Raw genomic sequence first — 18704 nt, 5'->3', positions numbered from 1 at the left:
CCCGCGCCGGCCGTGGCGCAGGCGCCGCCCACCCCGCCTCTGCCGATGCCGCCGCCCCCCGCGCCCCCGCCGCCGCAGCCGGCGCAGACCGCCGGCACCGGCCAGACGCCGCCCGTCCAGCGCCCGGCCGAGCGCAGCCAGAGCGTGCTCAACACGTTGGAGCGGCTGCGCCAGCAGCAGGCACAGGACCGCCCGCCCACCGCGCGGCCCAACCCGCAGGCCGGCCGCCCGGCCGCCGGCGGCGGCTCGCCCACCGGGGCGCAACAGCTCACGCAGGGTGAGATCCGCGGCCTCGCCGAGCAGATCGGCGAGTGCTGGAGCGTGGATGCCGGGACGCTCAACCTGTCCGAGATCGTAGTGGAGTTGCGCGTGCAGCTCGACGGCCAGGGCAATGTCCGCAATGTGGTGCCCGGCGATCGCGGCGTGCCGGGCGACGCACGCGCTCGTGCCGTTTACGAATCCGCCCGCCGCGCGCTCTTGTCCCCGCAATGCAACCCGCTCAGGGTCCCGGCCGACAAGCTGCAGACCGTGATGGCCTCCACCTTCCGCTTCAACCCGAGGGGTCTCGTTCGATGAGCCTTCGCCTTCCGGCCGTGCTTACCCGGCGCCATGCGCTGTTCGGCGCCGGCGCCGTGATGGTCGCGCCCGGCATCCTCTCCTGGCCGCTGCCGGCTTCCGCCCAGGCGCCGCAGGGCGCGGTGATCGACATCACCCGCGCCCGAACCGAGCCGATCCCGATCGCCATCCCGCCGATGGCAGGCGGTTCGCCCGAGGCGCAGCGCTTCGGCCGCGACATCGCCAATGTCGTCCAGACCAACCTGCGCAATTCCGGCCTGTTCCGCCCGGTGGAGCGCCAGGCCTTCATCCAGACGCCGGAAGCCGCCGCCGAGCGCCCCCGCGCGCAGGACTGGCGGGTGATCGGCGCGCAGGCGCTGACCACCGGCCGCGTGGAGGTGCAGGGCGACCGGGTACGGGTGGAGTTCCGGCTGTGGGACGTGCTGGCCGACCAGCAACTGCAGGGCACGGCCTTCACCGCGCCCGCCGCGCAGTGGCGCCGCATCGGCCACCTGATCTCCGACGTCATCTATGAGCGGATGCTGGGCGAGAAGGGCTATTTCGACACCCAGATCGTCTACATCGCCGAGAGCGGGCCACGCGACCGGCGCACCCGCCGGTTGGCGATCATGGACCAGGACGGCGAGAACCACCGTTTCCTGACCGATGGCAGCTTCCAGGCGCTGACGCCGCGCTTCCACCCGAATGCACGCCAGATCGCCTTCATGAGCTATTCCCGCAACCAGCCGCGGGTGCACCTGTTCAACCTCGACAACGGGCAGCAGCAGGTGCTCGGCGCCTTCCAGGGCATGACCTTCAGCCCGCGATTCGCACCGGATGGCCGCAGCGTGATCCTCTCCGCCGCGCGCGGCGGCGACGCCAACATCTTCACGGTGGACCTGGCCACGCGGCGCGAACGGCAGCTGACGAGCGGCGGCTCGCTCGACGTCTCGCCCTGCTATTCGCCGGACGGACAGCAGATCGTGTTCAACTCCGACCGCGGCGGTGACCAGCAGCTCTACGTGATGAACGCGGACGGGTCGGGCGCACGGCGCATCTCCTTCGGCAATGGGCGCTACGCCACCCCGGTCTGGTCGCCGCGCGGCGACCTGATCGCCTTCACCCGGATCGCCGGCGGCCAGTTCGCCATCGGCGTGATGCGCCCGGATGGCAGCGGCGAGCGGATCCTGTCGGAAGGCTGGGCGATGGAGAGCCCGACCTTCGCGCCGAACGGCCGCGTCCTGGCCTTCTATCGTGAGACCCGGGCCCGCGACGCACGCGGCAGCGGCTATTCCTCGCGACTCGCGCAGATCGACATCGCCGGCTTCAACGAGCGCCAGATGGTGACGCCAACCGATGCTTCGGATCCCTCCTGGTCGCCACTGCTGTCCTGAGGCCGGAGAGGGAGACTGTCGCGCCGGCGCAACACTGTTGCGCCGACCCTGGCGAAGTGCGCGGAAGCTGCCCAGCTTGCCATGATCTTGCCCCACGAGTTGTTGACCTTCCGCAGACGCCTCGGTAACGGCCGAGCGCTTCCTACTCCCAAGGGACCAACACTCCGATGAACATGAAGCTCCTCGGCGCACTCGCCGCCATCGCGCTGCTCGGCGCCTGCGCGAGCGGCGACCAGGACTCCGCCGCCTCCGGCGCCGGGTCCGCCGCCACCACCGCCGGCCCGCGCCCGGGCAGCCAGGAGGACCTCGTCGCCAATGTCGGCGACCGCGTGTTCTTCGACACCGACCGCAGCAACATCCGCGCCGACCAGCGCACCACGCTGGAGCGGCAGGCCGCCTGGCTCGGCCGCTTCCCGCAGGTGCAGGTCGCGGTCGAGGGCCATGCCGACGAGCGCGGCACCCGCGAATACAACCTGGCGCTCGGCCAGCGCCGCGCGAATTCGGCCCGCGACGTGCTGGTGGCCGGCGGTGTCGCCCCGGCGCGCATCTCCACCATCTCCTACGGCAAGGACCGCCCGGCCGCCCTCGGCTCGACCGAGGAAGCCTGGCAGCAGAACCGCCGTGCGGTGACGGTGGTCCGCTGAGGCTTGCGGGCGCGGCCGGCGGGTGGGATGACCCGCCCGGGCGCGCCGCCTGCCGCCTGGTCCGCGCCGGGGAACCGGACGGGTCGGAAGCGGCTTGATACGCGCGCGCCCGGGCCGGCATCCCGCCGCCCCGGGCGTCTTTCATTGGGGGGGGATCGCCATGCGGCGCCTCGGCGTCATCCTCGTTCTGCTGCTGGCCGGCTTGCCCGGCCTGGCCTTCGCCCAGATCGACAGCCGCGAGGGCATCGCCTTGCAGAACCAGATTCTCCAGCTCCGCCAGGAGCTCGAGGCGCTGCGCCGCGGCGGCGGCGGCACCTTGCCCCCGCCCCAGCCGCAGGGCAGCGGCAGTTTCCTCGGGCTCGGCGCGCCGACTCCGCAGGGCGCGCCGCCGCAGGCGGAGCTGGTCGGCACCCTGCTCGAGCGTGTCTCCCGCATGGAGGAGGAGCTGCGCCGGGTGCGCGGCCGCGCCGAGGAATCGGAGTTCCGCGAGCGCCAGCTGCGGGAGCGGGTGGAGAAGCTGGAAGGCGATCTCGACTTCCGCCTGCAGCAGCTGGAGGGCCAGCGGCAGGGATCCGCGACACCGCCCGCCCGCCCGGCGCCCCAGGCCGCCGCGCCCGCCGCGACGCCTGCCCGCCCGGCGGCGGCACCCGCCGCCGCCCGCCCCCCGCAGCGCGCCCTGGCCGAGGGCCAGGCCGCGCTCGGCCGCCGCGACTATGCCGCCGCCGAGACTGCGGCGCGCGAGGTGATCGCCAGCCGCGACGCGGCGCGCCAGGTGGACGCGCATCTGCTGCTCGGCGACGCGTTGATGGGCCGACGCAACTTCGCGCCCGCGGCGATCGCCTATGACGATGCGGTGCGCCGCAGCCCGCAGGGCTCCCGCGCGCCGGAGGGCATGCTCGGCATCGCCAACGCCCTGATCGGGCTGAACAACAATCGCGACGCCTGCGCCCAGCTTGCCGACCTGCGCAGCCGCTATCCGAATTTGTCCGGCGCGCTGGCGGAGCGCGCCGCCGATGCGCGCCGCCGCGCCCAGTGCCGCTGAGCCGGGCGGCCTTCCGGCCCCGCCGGGGCTGAGCGCGGACGCCGCGCCGGTCACGACCGCCGAATTCGCTGCGCTGATGGCGCCGCTCGGCCCGTTCGGGCCCGCGCCATGCCTCGTCGCCGGGGTCTCCGGCGGCCCGCATAGCCTCGCCCTTGCCCTGCTCGCCGAGTCGTGGGTGCGCTGTCGCGGCGGCGTTCTGCTCGCGGCCGTCTGCGACCATGGGCTGCGGCCGGAGAGCGCTGCGGAGGCGGCCGGGGTGGCGGCGATGCTCGCCGCGCGGGGGATCGCGGCGGAGGTGCTGACGCTGCGCCTGGCGCCGGGTGGCGGGGTGCAGGAACGGGCACGGGAGGCCCGGCTGGCGGCGCTGAGCGAGCTTTGCGCGGCGCGCGGCGCGCCCTGGCTGCTGCTCGGCCACCACATCGCCGACCAGGCGGAAACCCTGCTGCTGCGGGCCCTGGCGGGCAGCGGCGCGGCGGGCCTCGCCGCCATGGCCCCGGTGCGTCCCGCGGCAACGGCGCTGGTGCTGCGCCCGCTGCTCGGCCTGCCGCCGGCGCGGCTGGAGGCGGTGGTCGCCGCGGCCGGGCTGGCCCCGGTGCGGGACCCCTCCAACACCGAGCCGCGCTTCCTGAGGGTGCGGCTGCGCGCGGTGCTGGGCGATCCCGGCGGGGTGGGCGCCGCGACCGCCGCCCTGGCCGAGGCCGCGGGGCGCTTCTCCGCCCGCCGGCGACAGGTGGAGGCCGCGGTGGCGGACCGCCTGGCCGAAGCCGCCTCGATGCACGAGGCGGGGTTCGCGCGGCTCGACCTTGTCGCGCTGGGGCAGGATGCGGTGGCACGGGCGGCACTCGGGGCGCTGCTGCGGGCGGTGGGCGGCGCTGCCTTCGCGCCGGCCGAGGCCGCGGTGGCGGCGCTGCTGGCGCGGGGCGAGGGCACGCTGGGCGGCGCGGTGCTGCGGCGCTCCGGCCTGCTGCTGCGCGAATCGGCGGCGCTGGCGCCGCCGGTACCGGCGCGGCGCGGCGCGCTCTGGGATGCACGCTTTCGCCTGGCGGGGGATGCGCCGCCGCGCGCCCTGTTCGGCGCCGCCGGAAAGGCCGCCCGCGCCTTGCCGCGGCCGGCCTGGATACCCGCCGCGGTGGTGCCGACGCTGCCGGCGCTTCTGTACGACGAAAGGCTGGCGGTGGTCCCGGCGCTGGCTTATCCTTCACCCGATATTGCGGCGCGGCATGCGGTGTTCTTTGCCCCGCATGCCGGTGCTGTCGCGTGATGGGCGCGCGACGCGGCAGGCCGCGCCAAGAGCAGGGACGGGACCGCCGTTGCGTCCATGCATGGACTTCGGCAACCCAGCCGGCCTGCCGCGCGCCACCCGGCGCGGGGGGGCGGTTCGGGGCAGGCACGGCATGACGTCGTCGCCCCGGATGGAAGCCGGGCGGAGACACCCTATCTGTGAGAGGCGCGGCCCCTCCGGGCTGCGGGACATGGGAAAACCGAAGTGAACAATTTCGGCCGCAACTTGGCACTCTGGGTGATCGTGGCGCTTCTGCTGGTGGCGCTGTTCAATCTGTTCCAGCCCTCCACCGGGCCCGGGCGGGCCTCGCAGCAGGTGGCCTATTCCGACTTCCTGAACGAGGTGAACGCCGGCCAGGTCCGCGACGTCACCATCCAGGGTCGGACCGTCACCGGCCAGCTGGCCGACGGGCGCAGCTTCCAGACCTACACGCCGGAGGACCCGACGCTGGTCTCAAAGCTCACCGAGCGCGGCGTGCGGGTGGTGGCGCGGCCTGAGGACAGCGACATCAACCCGCTGTTCCAGTACCTGCTTTCCTGGTTCCCGATGCTGCTGCTGATCGGCGTCTGGATCTTCTTCATGCGCCAGATGCAGGGCGGCGGCGGGCGGGCCATGGGCTTCGGCAAGTCCCGCGCCAAGCTGCTGACCGAGAAGCAGGGCCGCGTCACCTTCGACGACGTGGCCGGCATCGAGGAAGCCAAGTCCGAGCTGGAGGAAATCGTCGAATTCTTGCGCGACCCGCAGAAGTTCCAGCGCCTCGGCGGCAAGATCCCGAAGGGCGTGCTGCTGGTCGGGCCCCCCGGCACCGGCAAGACGCTGCTCGCGCGCTCCATCGCGGGTGAGGCGAACGTGCCCTTCTTCACCATCTCCGGTTCCGACTTCGTCGAGATGTTCGTGGGCGTCGGCGCCAGCCGCGTGCGCGACATGTTCGAGCAGGGCAAGAAGAACGCGCCCTGCATCATCTTCATCGACGAGATCGACGCGGTGGGTCGCCATCGCGGTGCCGGCCTCGGCGGCGGCAATGACGAGCGCGAGCAGACGCTGAACCAGATGCTGGTCGAGATGGACGGCTTCGAGAGCAACGAGGGCGTCATCATCATCGCGGCCACCAACCGGCCGGACGTGCTCGACCCCGCGCTGCTGCGCCCCGGCCGCTTCGACCGGCAGGTCGTGGTGCCGAACCCCGATGTGAACGGTCGCGAGAAGATCCTGCGCGTGCATATGCGCAAGGTGCCGCTGGCCTCGGACGTGGATCCCAAGACCATTGCGCGCGGCACGCCGGGCTTCTCCGGCGCCGACCTCGCCAACCTGGTGAACGAGGCGGCGCTGCTCGCGGCCCGCAACGGCCGCCGCACGGTCGGCATGGCGGAGCTGGAGGCGGCCAAGGACAAGGTGATGATGGGCGCCGAGCGGCGCAGCCTCGTCATGTCCGAGGATGAGAAGCGCATGACCGCCTATCACGAGGCCGGCCACGCGCTGGTGGCGATGCACGAGCCGGAATGCGACCCGGTGCACAAGGCCACCATCATCCCGCGCGGCCGGGCGCTCGGCCTGGTGATGTCGCTGCCGGCCGGCGACCGCTACTCCAAGCACAAGTCCAAGCTGAAGGCGGAACTCGCCATGGCGATGGGCGGGCGCGTCGCGGAGGAGCTGATCTTCGGCGCCGACAAGGTGAGCAACGGCGCCAGCGGCGACATCAAGATGGCGACCGACCAGGCCCGCCGGATGGTCACCGAGTGGGGCATGAGCGAGAAGCTCGGCATGATCGCCTATGGCTCGAACGACCAGGAGGTCTTCCTCGGCCACAGCGTCACCCAGTCGAAGAACATCTCGGAAAGCACGGCCCAGGCCATCGATGCCGAGATCCGCCAGATCATCGAGGGTGCCTATGCCCGCGCCACCAAGGTGCTGAGCGAGAACATCGACGAGCTGCACCTGCTGGCGAAGGGCCTGCTGGAGCACGAGACCCTCTCGGGCGACGAGATCAAGCAGGTGATCCGCGGCGAGCCGGTGGTGCGCAACCGCCCCGACGAGCCGGCGCCAACCCGCGGCAGCGTGCCGAGCTCCGGCCGCCCGACCGCGCCGCGGCCGAGCACCGGCCCCTGGGGCGGCCAGCCCGCGCCGGGGACCTGACCCCGCGCCCTTCTTCCACTCCTGCCTGGCGGGGAGGAAGACGGGGGCGGCACCTTCCCGACAGGGCGGGGACGAGGCATCGTCCCCGCCCTTTCTCGTTCCGCAGGGTCCGGCGCATGGCCAACGCATGGGTGGAGCCTCTCGGGCTGCTGCAGGGCCGCGCCGCGTCCCTGGCGGTTGCCGCCGACCTCGCCCTGCCGCTCGCCGGCGGGCCTGCGGCCTTCACCATGGTGCGGCTGATCCGGCCAGACGCCCCTGGGGCGCCGGTGCCGCTCGCCGACGTGCCGGCGGCGTGGCAGGCGCGGGTGATGGCGCTGACGCAGCCGGTCGCCGCCTTCGCCGGGCTGCCTTCGCCCATGGGTCATCCGCTGGTGATGGGCATCGTGAACGTCACGCCCGACAGCTTCTCCGATGGCGGGCGGCACCTGGATGCCCGCGCTGCGATCGCGGCCGGGCATGCGATGCTGGAAGCCGGCGCCGACCTGCTCGACATCGGCGGCGAGAGCACGCGGCCGGGTGCCGAGCCGGTCACGGCCGAGGAGGAACTCGCGCGAATTTTGCCGGTGCTGCGCGAGTTGGCGAAGGCCGCGACGGTCAGCGTGGACACGCGCAACGCCGCCACCATGCGGGCGGCGCTGGAGGCGGGAGCGGAGATCGTCAACGACATCTCCGCCCTGCGCCACGACCCCGAGGCCGCCCAGGTGGTGGCCGATGCCGACGCAAGCGTGATCCTGATGCACATGCTCGGCGACGACCCGCGCACCATGCAGCAGGACATCCACTACGACGACGTGGCGCTGGAGGTGGCGGGCTTCCTTGCCGAGCGCATCGCCTGGGCCGAATCGCAGGGCATCGCGCGGCACCGCATGGCGGTGGACCCCGGCATCGGCTTCGGCAAGCGCGGGCCGCAGAACCTGGAGCTGATCGAGCGCTTGCCGTTGCTGGTCGGCATCGGCTGCCCGGTGGTGTTCGGCGCCAGCCGCAAGCGCTTCATCGGCGAGATCTCCGGCGTGGAGCAGGCCAGCCAGCGCGTAGCCGGCAGCGTGGCGGCCGCCATGATGGCCGCGCAGCGCGGCGCGGCGATCCTGCGGGTGCATGACGTTGCGAAGACGGTGCAGGCGCTGCGGGTGATGGCCGCCTGCGAGGCGGGCGAGATTCGCGTGATGGACGCCGGCGTAGGAGAGGAATAATCAGGCGCCCATGACGACGACCGCGCGCAAACTCTTCGGCACCGATGGCATCCGCGGCACGGCCAACAAGGTGCCGATGGACGCCGCCACCCTGTTGCGGCTCGGCCAGGCGGCAGGGCGCTTCTTCAACCGCGGCAATCACCGCCACCGCGTGGTGATCGGCAAGGACACCCGCCTCTCGGGCTACATGATCGAGCCGGCGCTGACCGCGGGCTTCATCGGCGCGGGGATGGACGTGATGCTGGTGGGGCCGATGCCGACGCCGGCCATCGCGATGCTGACGCGCTCGCTGCGCGCCGATCTCGGCGTGATGATCAGCGCCTCGCACAACCCGTTCGAGGACAACGGCATCAAGCTGTTCGGGCCGGACGGGCTCAAGCTCTCGGATGCCGAGGAGGCCGAGATCGAGGCGTTGATGGCGACCTCGGACCTCGGCGCCAGCCTTGCCGCGTCGGGCAAGCTCGGCCGCGCCAGCCGCCTGGAGGACGCGCCCGGCCGCTACATCGAGGCCGCCAAGGCCACCTTCCCCAAGGGCCGGAGCCTGGAAGGGCTGCGCATCGTGCTCGATTGCGCGAATGGCGCCGCGTACAAGGTCGCGCCCACCGTGCTGTGGGAGCTGGGCGCGGAGGTGGTACCGGTCGGCACCGCGCCGGACGGGCTCAACATCAACGCCGAATGCGGCGCGACCTCGCCCGCCAGGCTGGCCGAGTTGGTGCGGGAACGGCGGGCCGATCTCGGCATCGCGTTGGATGGCGATGCCGACCGGCTGGTGCTGGCCGATGAGGAAGGGCGGATCGTCGATGGCGACCAGATCCTGGCGCTGATCGCCGGTTCCTGGCACCGCGATGGGCGGCTGAAGGGCGGCGGCGTGGTGGCCACCGTCATGTCCAACCTGGGCCTGGAGCGGCATCTCGGCGGCATGGGCCTGGAGTTGCACCGCGCGCGCGTCGGCGATCGCTATGTGGCGGAGCGGATGCGTGCGAGCGGCTGCAACCTCGGCGGCGAGCAGTCCGGCCACATGATCCTGTCGGATTTCGCGACCACCGGCGACGGGCTGGTCGCCTCGCTGCAGGTGCTGGCGCTGCTGGTGGAGGAGGGGCGGCCGGCGAGCCAGGTCTGCCGCCGCTTCGATCCGCTGCCGCAGACGCTGGTGAACATCCGCTACACCGGCGCCTCGCCGCTCGGCGATGCGGAGGTGGAGCGGGCAATCGCGGCGGCCGGCGAGAAGCTCGGCGGGCGCGGCCGCGTCCTGGTGCGTGCGAGCGGGACGGAGCCGCTGATCCGCGTGATGGCCGAGGCCGAGGACGAGGCGGAGATGCGCAGCGCGGCCGAAGGGCTGGCCGCGCTGATCCGCGCGCGCGCCGCCGCCATGGCGGCACGGAAGATCGAAGCGGCGGAGTAGCCGTGCTGCACAAGGGAAGGGTTCTGATCTGCGCCGGATCGGATTCCGGTGGCGGCGCGGGCATCCAGGCGGACATCAAGGCGGTGACCGCGCTTGGCGGCTTCGCAATGACGGCGATCACCGCGCTCACCGCGCAGGATACGCGCGGCGTGCATGGTGTGGTCGGCGTGGCGCCCGAGTTCATCCGCCTGCAGATGCGCGTGGTGCTGGAGGATCTCGGCGCCGACGCGATCAAGACCGGCATGCTGGCCGACAGCGCGACCATCGCGGCGGTGTGCGAGGCGCTGGCGGCGCATGCGCCCGGCATTCCGCTGGTTGCCGACCCCGTGATGGTCGCCAAGGGCGGGCATCCGCTGCTGGCGCCGGAGGCGGTGGCGACCTTGAAGGAACGGCTGCTGCCGATGGCCGCGGTGATCACCCCCAACATCCCGGAGGCCGAGGCACTGTCAGGCCTGGCGATCCCCGACGTGCCGGCGATGCACCGCGCGGCGGAGGCACTGCTGCGCATGGGCCCGCGCGCCGTGCTGCTGAAGGGCGGCCATGGCAGCGGCGCGGTGCTCACCGACCTGCTCGCCACCGCGGAGGGCACGGAGGCCTTCCAGAGCCCGCGGCTCGAGACGCGCCACACCCACGGCACCGGCTGCACGCTGGCCTCCGCGCTGGCCTGCGGGATCGCGCAGGGGATGGCGCTGCGCGCGGCGGTGGTGCGTGCGCGCGCCTATGTGCGCGCCGCGATGCTGGCCGCGCCGGGCTTCGGCACCGGGCACGGGCCGCTCGGCCACGGCGTCACCGTGGATCCTTCGCGGATCGAGAGGCTGTCATGAGAGCGTTTCGCTTCGTCACGGTGGACGTGTTCACCGACACGCGCTTCGGCGGCAACCCGCTCGCGGTGTTTCCCGATGCGCGCGGCATGTCCGATGCCGAGATGCAGGCGCTGGCGGCGGAGTTCAACCTCAGCGAGACCACCTTCGTCCTGCCGCCGGAGGATGCGGCCAACACCGCGCGCGTGCGCATCTTCACGCCGAAGGTGGAGATGCCCTTCGCCGGCCATCCGAATGTCGGCACCGGCTTCGTGGTGGCGAGCGAAGCCGGCGGCGACACGCTGCGCTTCGAGGAAATCGCCGGCCTCGTCGAGATCCGCATCACGCGTGATGCCGCAGGGGCGGTGACGCAGGCCGACATCGCCGCACCGCAGCCGCTCTCGCTCGGCGCCGAGTTCACGCCGGTACAACTCGCGCCCTGCGCCGCGATCGAGCCCTGGGAGGTGGTGACGGAGAACCATCGCCCGGTGGTGGCCGGCGTCGGCAACCCCTTCGTGCTGATGGAGGTGACGCCCGCCGCGCTGGCCCGCGCCGTGCCGGAGGAGGCGGAGTTCCGTCGCGTCATGGCCGCCATGCCGGACGTCGCGAAGCGATTGGCGATCTATCTCTATGCGCGCGATGGCGCCTCGGTGCGGGCGCGCATGTTCGGCCCCGGGCTCGGCGTGAAGGAGGATGCGGCGACCGGCAGCGCGGCGGTGGCGCTGGCGGCGATGCTGCTGCATCTCTCCAGCGCCGAGAGCGGTGCCTGGGACATCGTGCAGGGTGTCGAGATTGGCCGGCCGAGCCTGCTGCGCACCACGGCGCGGCGCGGGCCGGACGGCATCCGCGCCACGGTCGGCGGCGGCTGCGTGCGCGTGATGCAGGGCGAGGCGATCCTTTGAACGCGGCACACGCGGCGGCAGCGCGGCCGACGCTCGAACACCTGCCCCTGCCGCTGCTGGCGATCCCGATGGGCACCGGCGGCGTCGGGCTCGCCTGGCGGCAGGCGCATGCCGCGCTCGGCGTGCCGGCGGCGATCAGTGAGGCATTGCTGGCGCTGACGGTCGTGGTCTGGGTGGCAATCGTCGCGCTGCAATGCGCACGGCTGCTGCGGCATCCGTCGGCGGTGCTGGAGGAGACGCGGCATCCCGTGCGCGTGGCCTTCGTGGCGGCGCCGACCATCGGGTTGATGATCATCGCCGCCTTCCTGCATCGCCATGCGCCCGCGTTGGCAGCGGCTGTCTGGTCGGTGGCGGTGACGGTGCACCTGGTGGTGGCGATGCTGCTGCTGCGCCGCGTGCTGGCCGGCCGCGGCGACCCGGCGATGATCGCGCCGCCGCTGCTGATCCCGCTGGTCGGCAATGTGCTGGCGCCGGTGTTCGGCGCGCCGATGGGCTTCCTCGACGCGTCGTGGATGATGTTCGGGGTGGGGATGGTGCTCTGGCTCGCGGTGCTGCCGCTGCTGCTCTATCGGCTGTTCGCCGGGCCCGCCCTGCCGCCGCCGCTCAGGCCGAGCCTGGTGATCCTGGTGGCGCCGCCGGCGGTGGGCGCGCTGGCCGTGGTGGCACTGACCGGGCAGTCCGGCGGGCCGGCGATGGCGCTGGCCGGGGTGGCGCTGCTGCTGGCCGCAGTGCTGCTCTCGTTGGCCGGCGAGCTGGCGCGCATCCCGTTCGGCATGGCCTGGTGGGGCACCACCTTCCCCACCGCGGCCTTCGCCGTGATGCTGATGGTGCAGGGCTTTCCCGCCTGGCTGTGCTGGGCGGCGCTGTTCTTCACCACGGCGCTCACCGCCGGCGTGCTCTGGCGCACGCTGCGCGCAGCGCGGGCCGGCATGTTCTACCGTCCGGAGGGTTGAGCGCGCGCGCCACCCGGAGCGCGCTCGGGGAAGCCATGGTCTCCGGGGCGGCTCATGCCGATCGGCCGCTGCCCTACGCCACGGCGAGCAGGCTAAGCACGAACAGCACGATCGCGATCGCCAGGAACAGCCCGAACAGGATCTTGGCGACGGTTCCCGCCGCGGCGGCGACGCCGGTGAAGCCGAGCGCGCCGGCGATCAGCGCGATGATCAGGGCGATGATGGCCCAGGTGAGCATGGCGTATCCTCCATCATGGTGAGTTGCGTAGTTGGCCGGGATTCGGGGTGCGCCGCGGGCGCAGGGGAGGGGAACGGCCGGCTGCGCGCCGGCCGCCGTACTGGCGGGAAGCCCGGCCGACGTCAGCCGGTCTGCCAGTAGCGGTCGATTTCACCGCGGCGGCGCTCATAGCCGGCGTCGGAGGCAAAAACCTCCGGGTCCACCTTCGGCGCCGCCTCCAGCCGGTCCTCGCGGATGTCGAGCACGAAGAGGTCCATCGTCGGCGTGACGCTGAACTGCCGCCAGGGCACCGCCACATACTCGCGGCCGATGCCGAGGAAGCCGCCGCGGCCGATGATGGCGTAGCTGATCTGCCCGCTACGGGGATCGAACACCACATCCTCGATGCTGCCGAGATACTCGTCCTGCGGGTTGCGCACGTCGGTGCCGGTGATCGCATCGGCGCGCATGCCGCGGGCGCGCTGCGTCACCGGCTGGGCAAGTGCGAGCTGGCGCTGGCGCCAGCTGCGGATCTCGCCGGGCTGCATACCGGCCTGCCGGAGCTGTTCGGTGTAGGAGATGTAGAGCTCGCGTGCCTCGCCCAGCACGGCTTGGCAGGCCTGCTCGCTTCCGTTCTGCGCAAGCACATGCGCCGCGCTGTAGAGGGTGCGCAGTGCCTGGGTGGGCGCCATGCGCCAGTCCATGCCGGCGAAGGGCGCGCCCCCAGCCGCGGCGCCACCGCCGGCGCCGGGCTGCCCGGCTGCCGGCGCGCCGGTGCCGCTCACCATGCCGGGTGCCGCGCCGGGCGCGGCGCCGGGGGCAGCCACCCCGCGATAGGGCGCGCCGTACCACCCATATCCGGTGCGATAGCCGCTGAGCCAGAAGCCGTCCTCGTTCATCCGGCGGCCGAAGGCCTCGAGTTCCGTCATGCACTGCCCGCCGGCCTGGGCCTGCGTCTGCGTCTGCGTCTGCGTCTGGCTGGCCGGCGCCTGCTGCGCCTGCGCCACGGCGATCCCGGGCGCGAGCAGCAATGCCGCGGCGGCGGCGGTTCCCTTGCGGAGCCACATAGCCTTCCTCCTCCTTCGCCTGTCCGTGGATGGAGCGGCGCCCAAGGCGCCGCCTCGCGGGGCCGTCGCGGCCGCCAGGCCGCATCCTTGGGCGACAACGGAGCGCAAGCGGATGGGTTGCGATGTCCGCGCGCGGCGCTTGCCGGCCCGCGCGCTGCCGGTTACTCCTCGCGGCGGGCCACGCCCCCCCACCGGGGCGCATCTGCTTCTGGAAGGGAGCGCCATATGTCGCACGCGAAACCGGGCACCCGCCCGGCCAATCCCCGTTTCTCGTCAGGTCCCTGCGCCAAGCGTCCCGGCTGGACGCTGGAGGCGCTGTCCGGCGCGCTGCTCGGCCGCAGCCACCGCGCGAAGGAACCGAAGGCGAAGCTCGCCGAGGTGATCGAGCGCTCCAAGGCGATCCTCGGCATGCCGGCGGGCTGGCGGCTCGGCATCGTGCCGGCCTCCGACACCGGTGCGGTCGAGATGGCGCTCTGGTCCATGCTTGGCGCACGCGGCGTGGACATCCTTGCCTGGGAGAGCTTCTCCAAGGACTGGGCGACCGACATCACGAAGCAGTTGAAGTTCGCCGATGCGCGGGTGATCTCGGCGGCGTACGGCAAGCTGCCCGATCTCGCGCAGGTGGATCCTTCGCGCGATGTCGTCTTCGTGTGGAACGGCACGACCAGCGGCGTGCGGCTGCCGAATGCCGACTTCGTCAAGCTGGATCGCGAGGGCCTGGCGATCTGCGACGCCACCTCCGCCGCCTTCGCGATGGAACTGCCCTGGGACAGGCTCGATGTCGTCACCTGGTCCTGGCAGAAGGTGCTGGGCGGCGAGGCGGCGCACGGAATGCTGGCGCTGTCGCCGCGCGCGGTGGCGCGGCTGGAATCGTACAAGCCCGCCTGGCCGATGCCGAAGATCTTCCGCATGACCAAGGACGGCAAGCTCAACGAGGGCATCTTCAAGGGCGAGACGATCAACACGCCCTCCATGCTCTGCGTCGAGGACGCGTTGGACGGGCTGCGCTGGGCGGAGTCCGTGGATGGCCTGAAGGGCCTGATCGCACGCTCCGAGGCGAACCTCGCCGCCATTGCGAACTGGGTGGAGCGCACGCCCTGGGCGGCCTTCCTCGCCGAGGATGCGGCAACGCGGTCCTGCACCTCGATCTGCCTCAGGATCGTGGCGCCGTGGTTCACCGCGCTGGACGCCGAGGGCCAGGCGGCGGCGGCGAAGAAGCTGGCCGCGCTGCTGGAGAAGGAGGGCGTCGGGCTCGACGCCGCGGCCTATCGCGATGCGCCGCCGGGCCTGCGCATCTGGGGCGGCGCAACGGTGGAGACCGCCGACATCGAGGCGCTGCTGCCCTGGCTCGACTGGGCCTTTTCGAGCGTGGAAGCCGAATTCTCGAAGCAGGCAGCCTGAGCGATGCCGAAGGTCCTCATCTCCGACAAGCTCTCGCCCGCCGCCGTCGCCATCTTCCGCGAGCGCGGCATCGAGACCGACGTGAAGACCGGGCTGAAGCCCGCCGAACTGCGCGAGATCATCGGCGAGTACGACGGCCTTGCGGTGCGCAGCGCCACCAAGGTGACGCGCGAGCTGATCGAGGCCGCGCCGCGCCTCAAGGTGGTCGGCCGCGCCGGCATCGGCGTGGACAATGTGGACCTCACCAGCGCCACGGCGCGCGGCGTGGTGGTGATGAACACGCCCTTCGGCAACGCCATCACCACCGCCGAGCACGCCATCGCGATGATGTTCGCGCTGGCCCGCCAGATCCCCGAGGCGTCCGCCTCCACCAAGGCGGGGAAGTGGGAGAAGAACCGCTTCATGGGCGTGGAGCTCACCGGCAAGACGCTCGGCCTGGTGGGCTGCGGCAACATCGGCTCGATCGTGGCCGACCGCGCAAATGGGCTGCGCATGAAGGTGATCGCCTATGATCCCTTCCTGTCGGAGAAGCGCGCCGTTGAGCTCGGGGTGGAGAAGGTGGAACTGGATGCGCTGGTCGCGCGCGCCGACCTCGTCTCCATCCACGCGCCGATGACCGAGCAGACTCGCAACATCCTGAACCGCGAGCGGATCTTTGCCATGAAGAAGGGCGCGCGGCTGGTCAACTGCGCGCGCGGCGGACTGGTGGACGAGGCGGCGCTCTACGAGGCGCTGAAGTCGGGCCATCTCGCCGGCGCCGCGCTCGACGTGTTCGAGACCGAGCCCGCCACCGACAGCCCGCTCTTCGGCCTGGAGAACGTGGTCTGCACGCCGCATCTCGGCGCGGCGACGGCCGAGGCGCAGGAGAACGTCGCGCTCCAGGTGGCGGAGCAGATGTCCGACTTCCTGCTGACCGGCGCCGTCTCCAACGCCATCAACATGCCGAGCGTGACGGCCGAGGAGGCGCCGCGCCTCAAGCCGTACATGGAGCTCGCGCGGCTGCTGGGTTCCATGGCCGGGCAGCTGACAGTGGCGCAGGATGCCTCCATCACGGCGATCCGGGTGGAGTACGAGGGCCAGGCGGCGGAGCTGAATCGGCGCCCGCTGACGGCGGCGGCGCTCGCCGGCGTGCTGACGCCGATCTCGGGCTCGGTCAACATGGTCAACGCCCCGGTGCTTGCGCGCGAGCACGGCATTGAGGTGGCCGAGACGGTGCATGAGCGCAGCGGCGAGTACATGACGCTGCTGCGCGTGACGGTGGTGACCGAGAGCGGGCCGCGCAGCGTGACCGGCACGCTGGTCGGCACCGGCAAGCCGCGCCTGGTGGAGATCAAGGGCATCCCGGTGGAGGCGGATTTCGCGCCGCACATGCTCTACGTGACCAACCGGGACAAGCCGGGCTTCATCGGCCGCTTCGGCACGACGCTGGCGGAGGCGGGGCTGAACATCGCCACCTTCCACCTCGGCCGCACCGCGCCGGGGGGCGATGCGATCTGCCTGGTGGGTCTCGACGAGGCGGTGCCGGAGAAGGTGCTGGCGGCGGTGCGCGCGCTGCCGCTGGTGGTACGCGCGGTGCCGCTGGTGTTCTGAGCGGGGAAGGGCAGGGGCCTCGCCCCTGCCCCCACCGTCAGGCGGCGCAGGCGCTGGCGGTGCGCTCGATCGGGCGGCCTGTCTCCAGGATGCTCTTCAGGCTGCTGAGCACCGCCGGCCAGCCATCACTGATGCTGGGCAGCGTGCGCGAGCCCGGGGCGAAGCCGTCATGCTCGACGACGAGCTGCACCACCTCGCCGCGGGGCTCAATCGAGATGGCGACGCGCGATTCAGGTTCCGCGGCCATCTCCGCGTCCACCAGTATGCGCCAGGTGAAGACCAGGCGACGCGGCTTCTCGGCCTCGATCACCTTGCCTTCGGTGGCGACCTTGCCGTCCGCCCCGATCAGGGCGAATGGCGCATCCCGCGTCCAGTCGCAGCGGACGCCGTAGCCGAACCAGTAGCGGCGTGAAAAGGCTTCGTCGGTCAGCGCGGTCCAGACCGCCTCGGGAGTGGCGCGGATGTAGCTGACGTGGCGGAAGCTTGGCGTGTCCATGCGTGTCTCCTCGGCCCTGCTCTCCAGGGCCTGCTTGAGGTCTGCCAGGGCTTCGACGCGTGCACGGTCGTATTTGCCGATCCAGCGATCGCTGATCTCCCCGATCGGCGCAGGATTCAGGTAGTGCAGCCGCTCGCGCCCCCGCTTCACGGCTGTCACCAGTCCGGCCGCCTCCAGCACGGCGAGATGCTTGCTCACCGCCTGGCGCGTCATGGCGAGACCTTCGCAGAGCGCGCCCAGCGTCAGCCCGCCCGTCCCGTGGAGGCGGTCGAGGATGGTGCGGCGATGCGCATCGGCGAGCGCCTTGAAGACCTCGTCCATGGCGCAAAAGATAGGCAACCCATAAGTTGCCTGTAAAGGGCAACCTTGGGGTTGCTTGTTCCGGGGTTCAGCTCCGATTCCGTACGGTGCCATCCAGCCGTTGGATCTCCGCATTCGCGGCGCCGGCGGCCTCGCTGACACGCGGAAGGTAGGGCAGGCGACCGAGCCGGGAGAGCGACGCCTGCGGCCCGGCCGGGAACATCGGCCCGCTCAGCGCCGCCTCGGCCCGCGCGATGCGGCCGGCATCGAGCGCTTCGGCGGCCTCGCGGAGCTGGGCGATCACCGCCTGCCCCGGCGCATCCGGTGCGATGCCGATGGCGCGGCGCAACTCGCTCCGGCCCAGCCGCACCGCATGCAGCGTGGCGCCGGAGACTTCATGGCTGTAGCGCGGGTCACCGTTGAACGCCTCGGCCAGCACTTCGAGCTGCACCGCGGCGAGCGCCGCCTGGCGCGGATTGCCGGCGAGCTGGGAGGTGTCGCCGAGCAACCGCGGCGCGTTCAGCGCCGCGCCGCGGACGGGGTCGCCGAAGCCGAGCAGGTGCTCGGCCGCGGGATCGGCGGTGCAAGCGCCCAGCAGGGCGAGGAGGGGGAGGAGGAAGCGCAGCATGGCGCCATCCTAACGCATCCGCGGCGCCGGTGTCGCAGGCGCCGCCATCCCGCTTCGCCGTGCGTGCGGCTTGCGGCCGCCCCGCGCGGCTGGCATGCCTCGCTGCCGCGATGACCGAGGATCCGCCCAGCCCCGCCCTGGCGGGCGCATGCACCGCCGATCCTGCGGCCGCCCGTGGCGGAGCGGGAGGCCGCCGCGCAATCCGGGAGAATGACGCCGTGATCCGTTTCGCCCTGCTGGCCGCCGCGCTTCCGCTGCTGCCCGCCGCGCCCGCCGCCGCGCAGCCGGCCGGCGAGGCCGCCTTTCAGGAGACTTGCGCGTCCTGCCACCGGACGCCGTCGCGCTTCATGCGCCGCTACGTGGACATGAACCCGGCCGAGCGCCAGGCGCAGCTCGACCGCTTCCTCGCCGGCCACTACGCCGAGGACGCGACGAAGCGCGCGGGGATCATCGCCTGGCTGGAGGCCAACCACAGCCGGCGCTGAGCGCGGCGCCGCCGCGGCTAGCCCGCGATCGCCCTGAGTGTGCACGCCGCAGGCGGGCACGCCAGGGCGTGAATCGCCGGCTCGAAAGGGCTAGGCCCGAGTTGCCCGGACACAGTCCGGGCAACTCGGGTCTAAGGCGCGCGCAACGCGAAGGCCAGAGTGAGGGCCGCGACCAGCAGCAGCAGCAGCCGGATGCGCCGGCGCAGCGCGGCCTCGGTGCGGG

Annotated in this window: 17 protein-coding genes and 1 pseudogene; 14 read left to right on the top strand and 4 right to left on the bottom strand. The window is 72.4% G+C overall.

Features of this window, described 5'->3' with window-relative positions; genetic code table 11:
- The 11 genes and pseudogenes from ACESM1_RS26520 to ACESM1_RS26470 all read left to right on the top strand — a co-directional run.
- Positions 1-576 (top strand): annotated as a pseudogene (locus tag ACESM1_RS26520) (hypothetical protein); the annotation flags it as partial.
- Complete coding sequence (gene tolB / locus ACESM1_RS26515; RefSeq protein WP_372624238.1) at positions 573-1949, top strand: Tol-Pal system beta propeller repeat protein TolB; 1377 nt, start codon at positions 573-575, stop codon at positions 1947-1949. The pseudogene ACESM1_RS26520 and the gene tolB, both read left to right, overlap by 4 nt.
- Positions 1950-2116: 167 nt before the next feature.
- Entirely contained in the window at positions 2117-2593 is a 477-nt protein-coding gene (pal, locus tag ACESM1_RS26510; protein WP_372624237.1) for a peptidoglycan-associated lipoprotein Pal, read from the top strand.
- Positions 2594-2753: 160 nt separating this feature from the next.
- Complete coding sequence (locus ACESM1_RS26505; RefSeq protein WP_372624236.1) at positions 2754-3635, top strand: tetratricopeptide repeat protein; 882 nt, start codon at positions 2754-2756, stop codon at positions 3633-3635.
- Positions 3607-4896 (top strand): tRNA lysidine(34) synthetase TilS, encoded by a 1290-nt coding sequence (tilS, locus tag ACESM1_RS26500; protein WP_372624235.1) that lies wholly within the window; start codon positions 3607-3609, stop codon positions 4894-4896. The genes ACESM1_RS26505 and tilS overlap by 29 nt, the downstream gene beginning before the upstream one ends.
- A 225-nt stretch (positions 4897-5121) precedes the next feature.
- Entirely contained in the window at positions 5122-7050 is a 1929-nt protein-coding gene (ftsH, locus tag ACESM1_RS26495; RefSeq protein WP_372624234.1) for an ATP-dependent zinc metalloprotease FtsH, read from the top strand.
- 116 nt (positions 7051-7166) lie between these two features.
- Positions 7167-8240, top strand: a complete 1074-nt coding sequence (gene folP / locus ACESM1_RS26490) for a dihydropteroate synthase (protein WP_372624233.1) — start codon at positions 7167-7169, stop codon at positions 8238-8240.
- Positions 8241-8250: 10 nt separating this feature from the next.
- A complete protein-coding gene (gene glmM, locus ACESM1_RS26485; protein ID WP_372624232.1) occupies positions 8251-9642 on the top strand; it encodes a phosphoglucosamine mutase in 1392 nt (463 codons plus the stop codon).
- A 2-nt stretch (positions 9643-9644) separates the two neighbouring features.
- The gene (gene thiD, locus ACESM1_RS26480) at positions 9645-10466 is read left to right on the top strand and encodes a bifunctional hydroxymethylpyrimidine kinase/phosphomethylpyrimidine kinase (protein ID WP_411278382.1); all 822 of its coding nucleotides are present in this window, start codon (positions 9645-9647) and stop codon (positions 10464-10466) included.
- Positions 10463-11344 carry a PhzF family phenazine biosynthesis protein gene (locus tag ACESM1_RS26475; protein ID WP_372624231.1) on the top strand — a complete coding sequence of 294 codons (882 nt, stop codon included), beginning with the start codon at positions 10463-10465 and terminating at the stop codon, positions 11342-11344. Before thiD ends, ACESM1_RS26475 begins: the two co-directional genes overlap by 4 nt.
- Positions 11341-12297 (top strand): SLAC1 anion channel family protein, encoded by a 957-nt coding sequence (locus ACESM1_RS26470; protein WP_372624230.1) that lies wholly within the window; start codon positions 11341-11343, stop codon positions 12295-12297. The genes ACESM1_RS26475 and ACESM1_RS26470 overlap by 4 nt, the downstream gene beginning before the upstream one ends.
- A gap of 73 nt (positions 12298-12370) precedes the next feature.
- Here the strand turns inward: ACESM1_RS26470 and ACESM1_RS26465 are convergent, their stop codons facing one another.
- Together ACESM1_RS26465 and ACESM1_RS26460 are read right to left on the bottom strand one after the other, a co-directional pair.
- A complete protein-coding gene (locus ACESM1_RS26465; protein WP_372624229.1) occupies positions 12371-12535 on the bottom strand; it encodes a DUF1328 family protein in 165 nt (54 codons plus the stop codon).
- A 122-nt stretch (positions 12536-12657) separates the two neighbouring features.
- Positions 12658-13581, bottom strand: a complete 924-nt coding sequence (locus ACESM1_RS26460; RefSeq protein WP_372624228.1) for a PRC-barrel domain-containing protein — start codon at positions 13579-13581, stop codon at positions 12658-12660.
- A 225-nt stretch (positions 13582-13806) separates the two neighbouring features.
- On the opposite strand from ACESM1_RS26460, the gene ACESM1_RS26455 reads away from it, so the two are divergent.
- Complete coding sequence (locus ACESM1_RS26455; RefSeq protein WP_372624227.1) at positions 13807-14982, top strand: phosphoserine transaminase; 1176 nt, start codon at positions 13807-13809, stop codon at positions 14980-14982.
- A 3-nt stretch (positions 14983-14985) separates the two neighbouring features.
- Positions 14986-16572: a phosphoglycerate dehydrogenase gene (gene serA / locus ACESM1_RS26450; RefSeq protein WP_372624226.1), complete on the top strand. Its 1587-nt coding sequence runs from the start codon at positions 14986-14988 to the stop codon at positions 16570-16572.
- A gap of 37 nt (positions 16573-16609) precedes the next feature.
- Here the strand turns inward: serA and ACESM1_RS26445 are convergent, their stop codons facing one another.
- Positions 16610-17389: an ArsR/SmtB family transcription factor gene (locus ACESM1_RS26445; protein ID WP_372624225.1), complete on the bottom strand. Its 780-nt coding sequence runs from the start codon at positions 17387-17389 to the stop codon at positions 16610-16612.
- 67 nt (positions 17390-17456) lie between these two features.
- The gene (locus tag ACESM1_RS26440; RefSeq protein ID WP_372624224.1) at positions 17457-17996 is read right to left on the bottom strand and encodes a hypothetical protein; all 540 of its coding nucleotides are present in this window, start codon (positions 17994-17996) and stop codon (positions 17457-17459) included.
- A 218-nt stretch (positions 17997-18214) separates the two neighbouring features.
- Here ACESM1_RS26440 and ACESM1_RS26435 point away from each other — a divergent pair, with 218 nt between their 5' ends.
- Positions 18215-18481: a hypothetical protein gene (locus tag ACESM1_RS26435; protein WP_372624223.1), complete on the top strand. Its 267-nt coding sequence runs from the start codon at positions 18215-18217 to the stop codon at positions 18479-18481.
- Positions 18482-18704 lie beyond the last annotated feature (223 nt).

The sequence above is a fragment of the Falsiroseomonas sp. genome, assembly GCF_041690465.1.
Classification (GTDB): domain Bacteria; phylum Pseudomonadota; class Alphaproteobacteria; order Acetobacterales; family Acetobacteraceae; genus Falsiroseomonas.
Note: the sequence above shows the minus strand (reverse complement) of the source record. Positions and strands in the feature narration are given on the sequence as shown.

Coding starts and splice junctions, on each gene's coding strand:
- glmM (WP_372624232.1), top strand. CDS start 8,251: ATGACGACGACCGCGCGCAAACTCTTCGGCACCGATGGCATCCGCGGC.
- ACESM1_RS26455 (WP_372624227.1), top strand. CDS start 13,807: ATGTCGCACGCGAAACCGGGCACCCGCCCGGCCAATCCCCGTTTCTCG.
- pal (WP_372624237.1), top strand. CDS start 2,117: ATGAACATGAAGCTCCTCGGCGCACTCGCCGCCATCGCGCTGCTCGGC.
- tilS (WP_372624235.1), top strand. CDS start 3,607: ATGCGCGCCGCCGCGCCCAGTGCCGCTGAGCCGGGCGGCCTTCCGGCC.
- ACESM1_RS26440 (WP_372624224.1), bottom strand. CDS start 17,996: ATGCTGCGCTTCCTCCTCCCCCTCCTCGCCCTGCTGGGCGCTTGCACC.
- ACESM1_RS26505 (WP_372624236.1), top strand. CDS start 2,754: ATGCGGCGCCTCGGCGTCATCCTCGTTCTGCTGCTGGCCGGCTTGCCC.
- ACESM1_RS26445 (WP_372624225.1), bottom strand. CDS start 17,389: ATGGACGAGGTCTTCAAGGCGCTCGCCGATGCGCATCGCCGCACCATC.
- serA (WP_372624226.1), top strand. CDS start 14,986: ATGCCGAAGGTCCTCATCTCCGACAAGCTCTCGCCCGCCGCCGTCGCC.
- ACESM1_RS26460 (WP_372624228.1), bottom strand. CDS start 13,581: ATGTGGCTCCGCAAGGGAACCGCCGCCGCCGCGGCATTGCTGCTCGCG.
- ACESM1_RS26465 (WP_372624229.1), bottom strand. CDS start 12,535: ATGCTCACCTGGGCCATCATCGCCCTGATCATCGCGCTGATCGCCGGC.
- folP (WP_372624233.1), top strand. CDS start 7,167: ATGGCCAACGCATGGGTGGAGCCTCTCGGGCTGCTGCAGGGCCGCGCC.
- ACESM1_RS26475 (WP_372624231.1), top strand. CDS start 10,463: ATGAGAGCGTTTCGCTTCGTCACGGTGGACGTGTTCACCGACACGCGC.
- tolB (WP_372624238.1), top strand. CDS start 573: ATGAGCCTTCGCCTTCCGGCCGTGCTTACCCGGCGCCATGCGCTGTTC.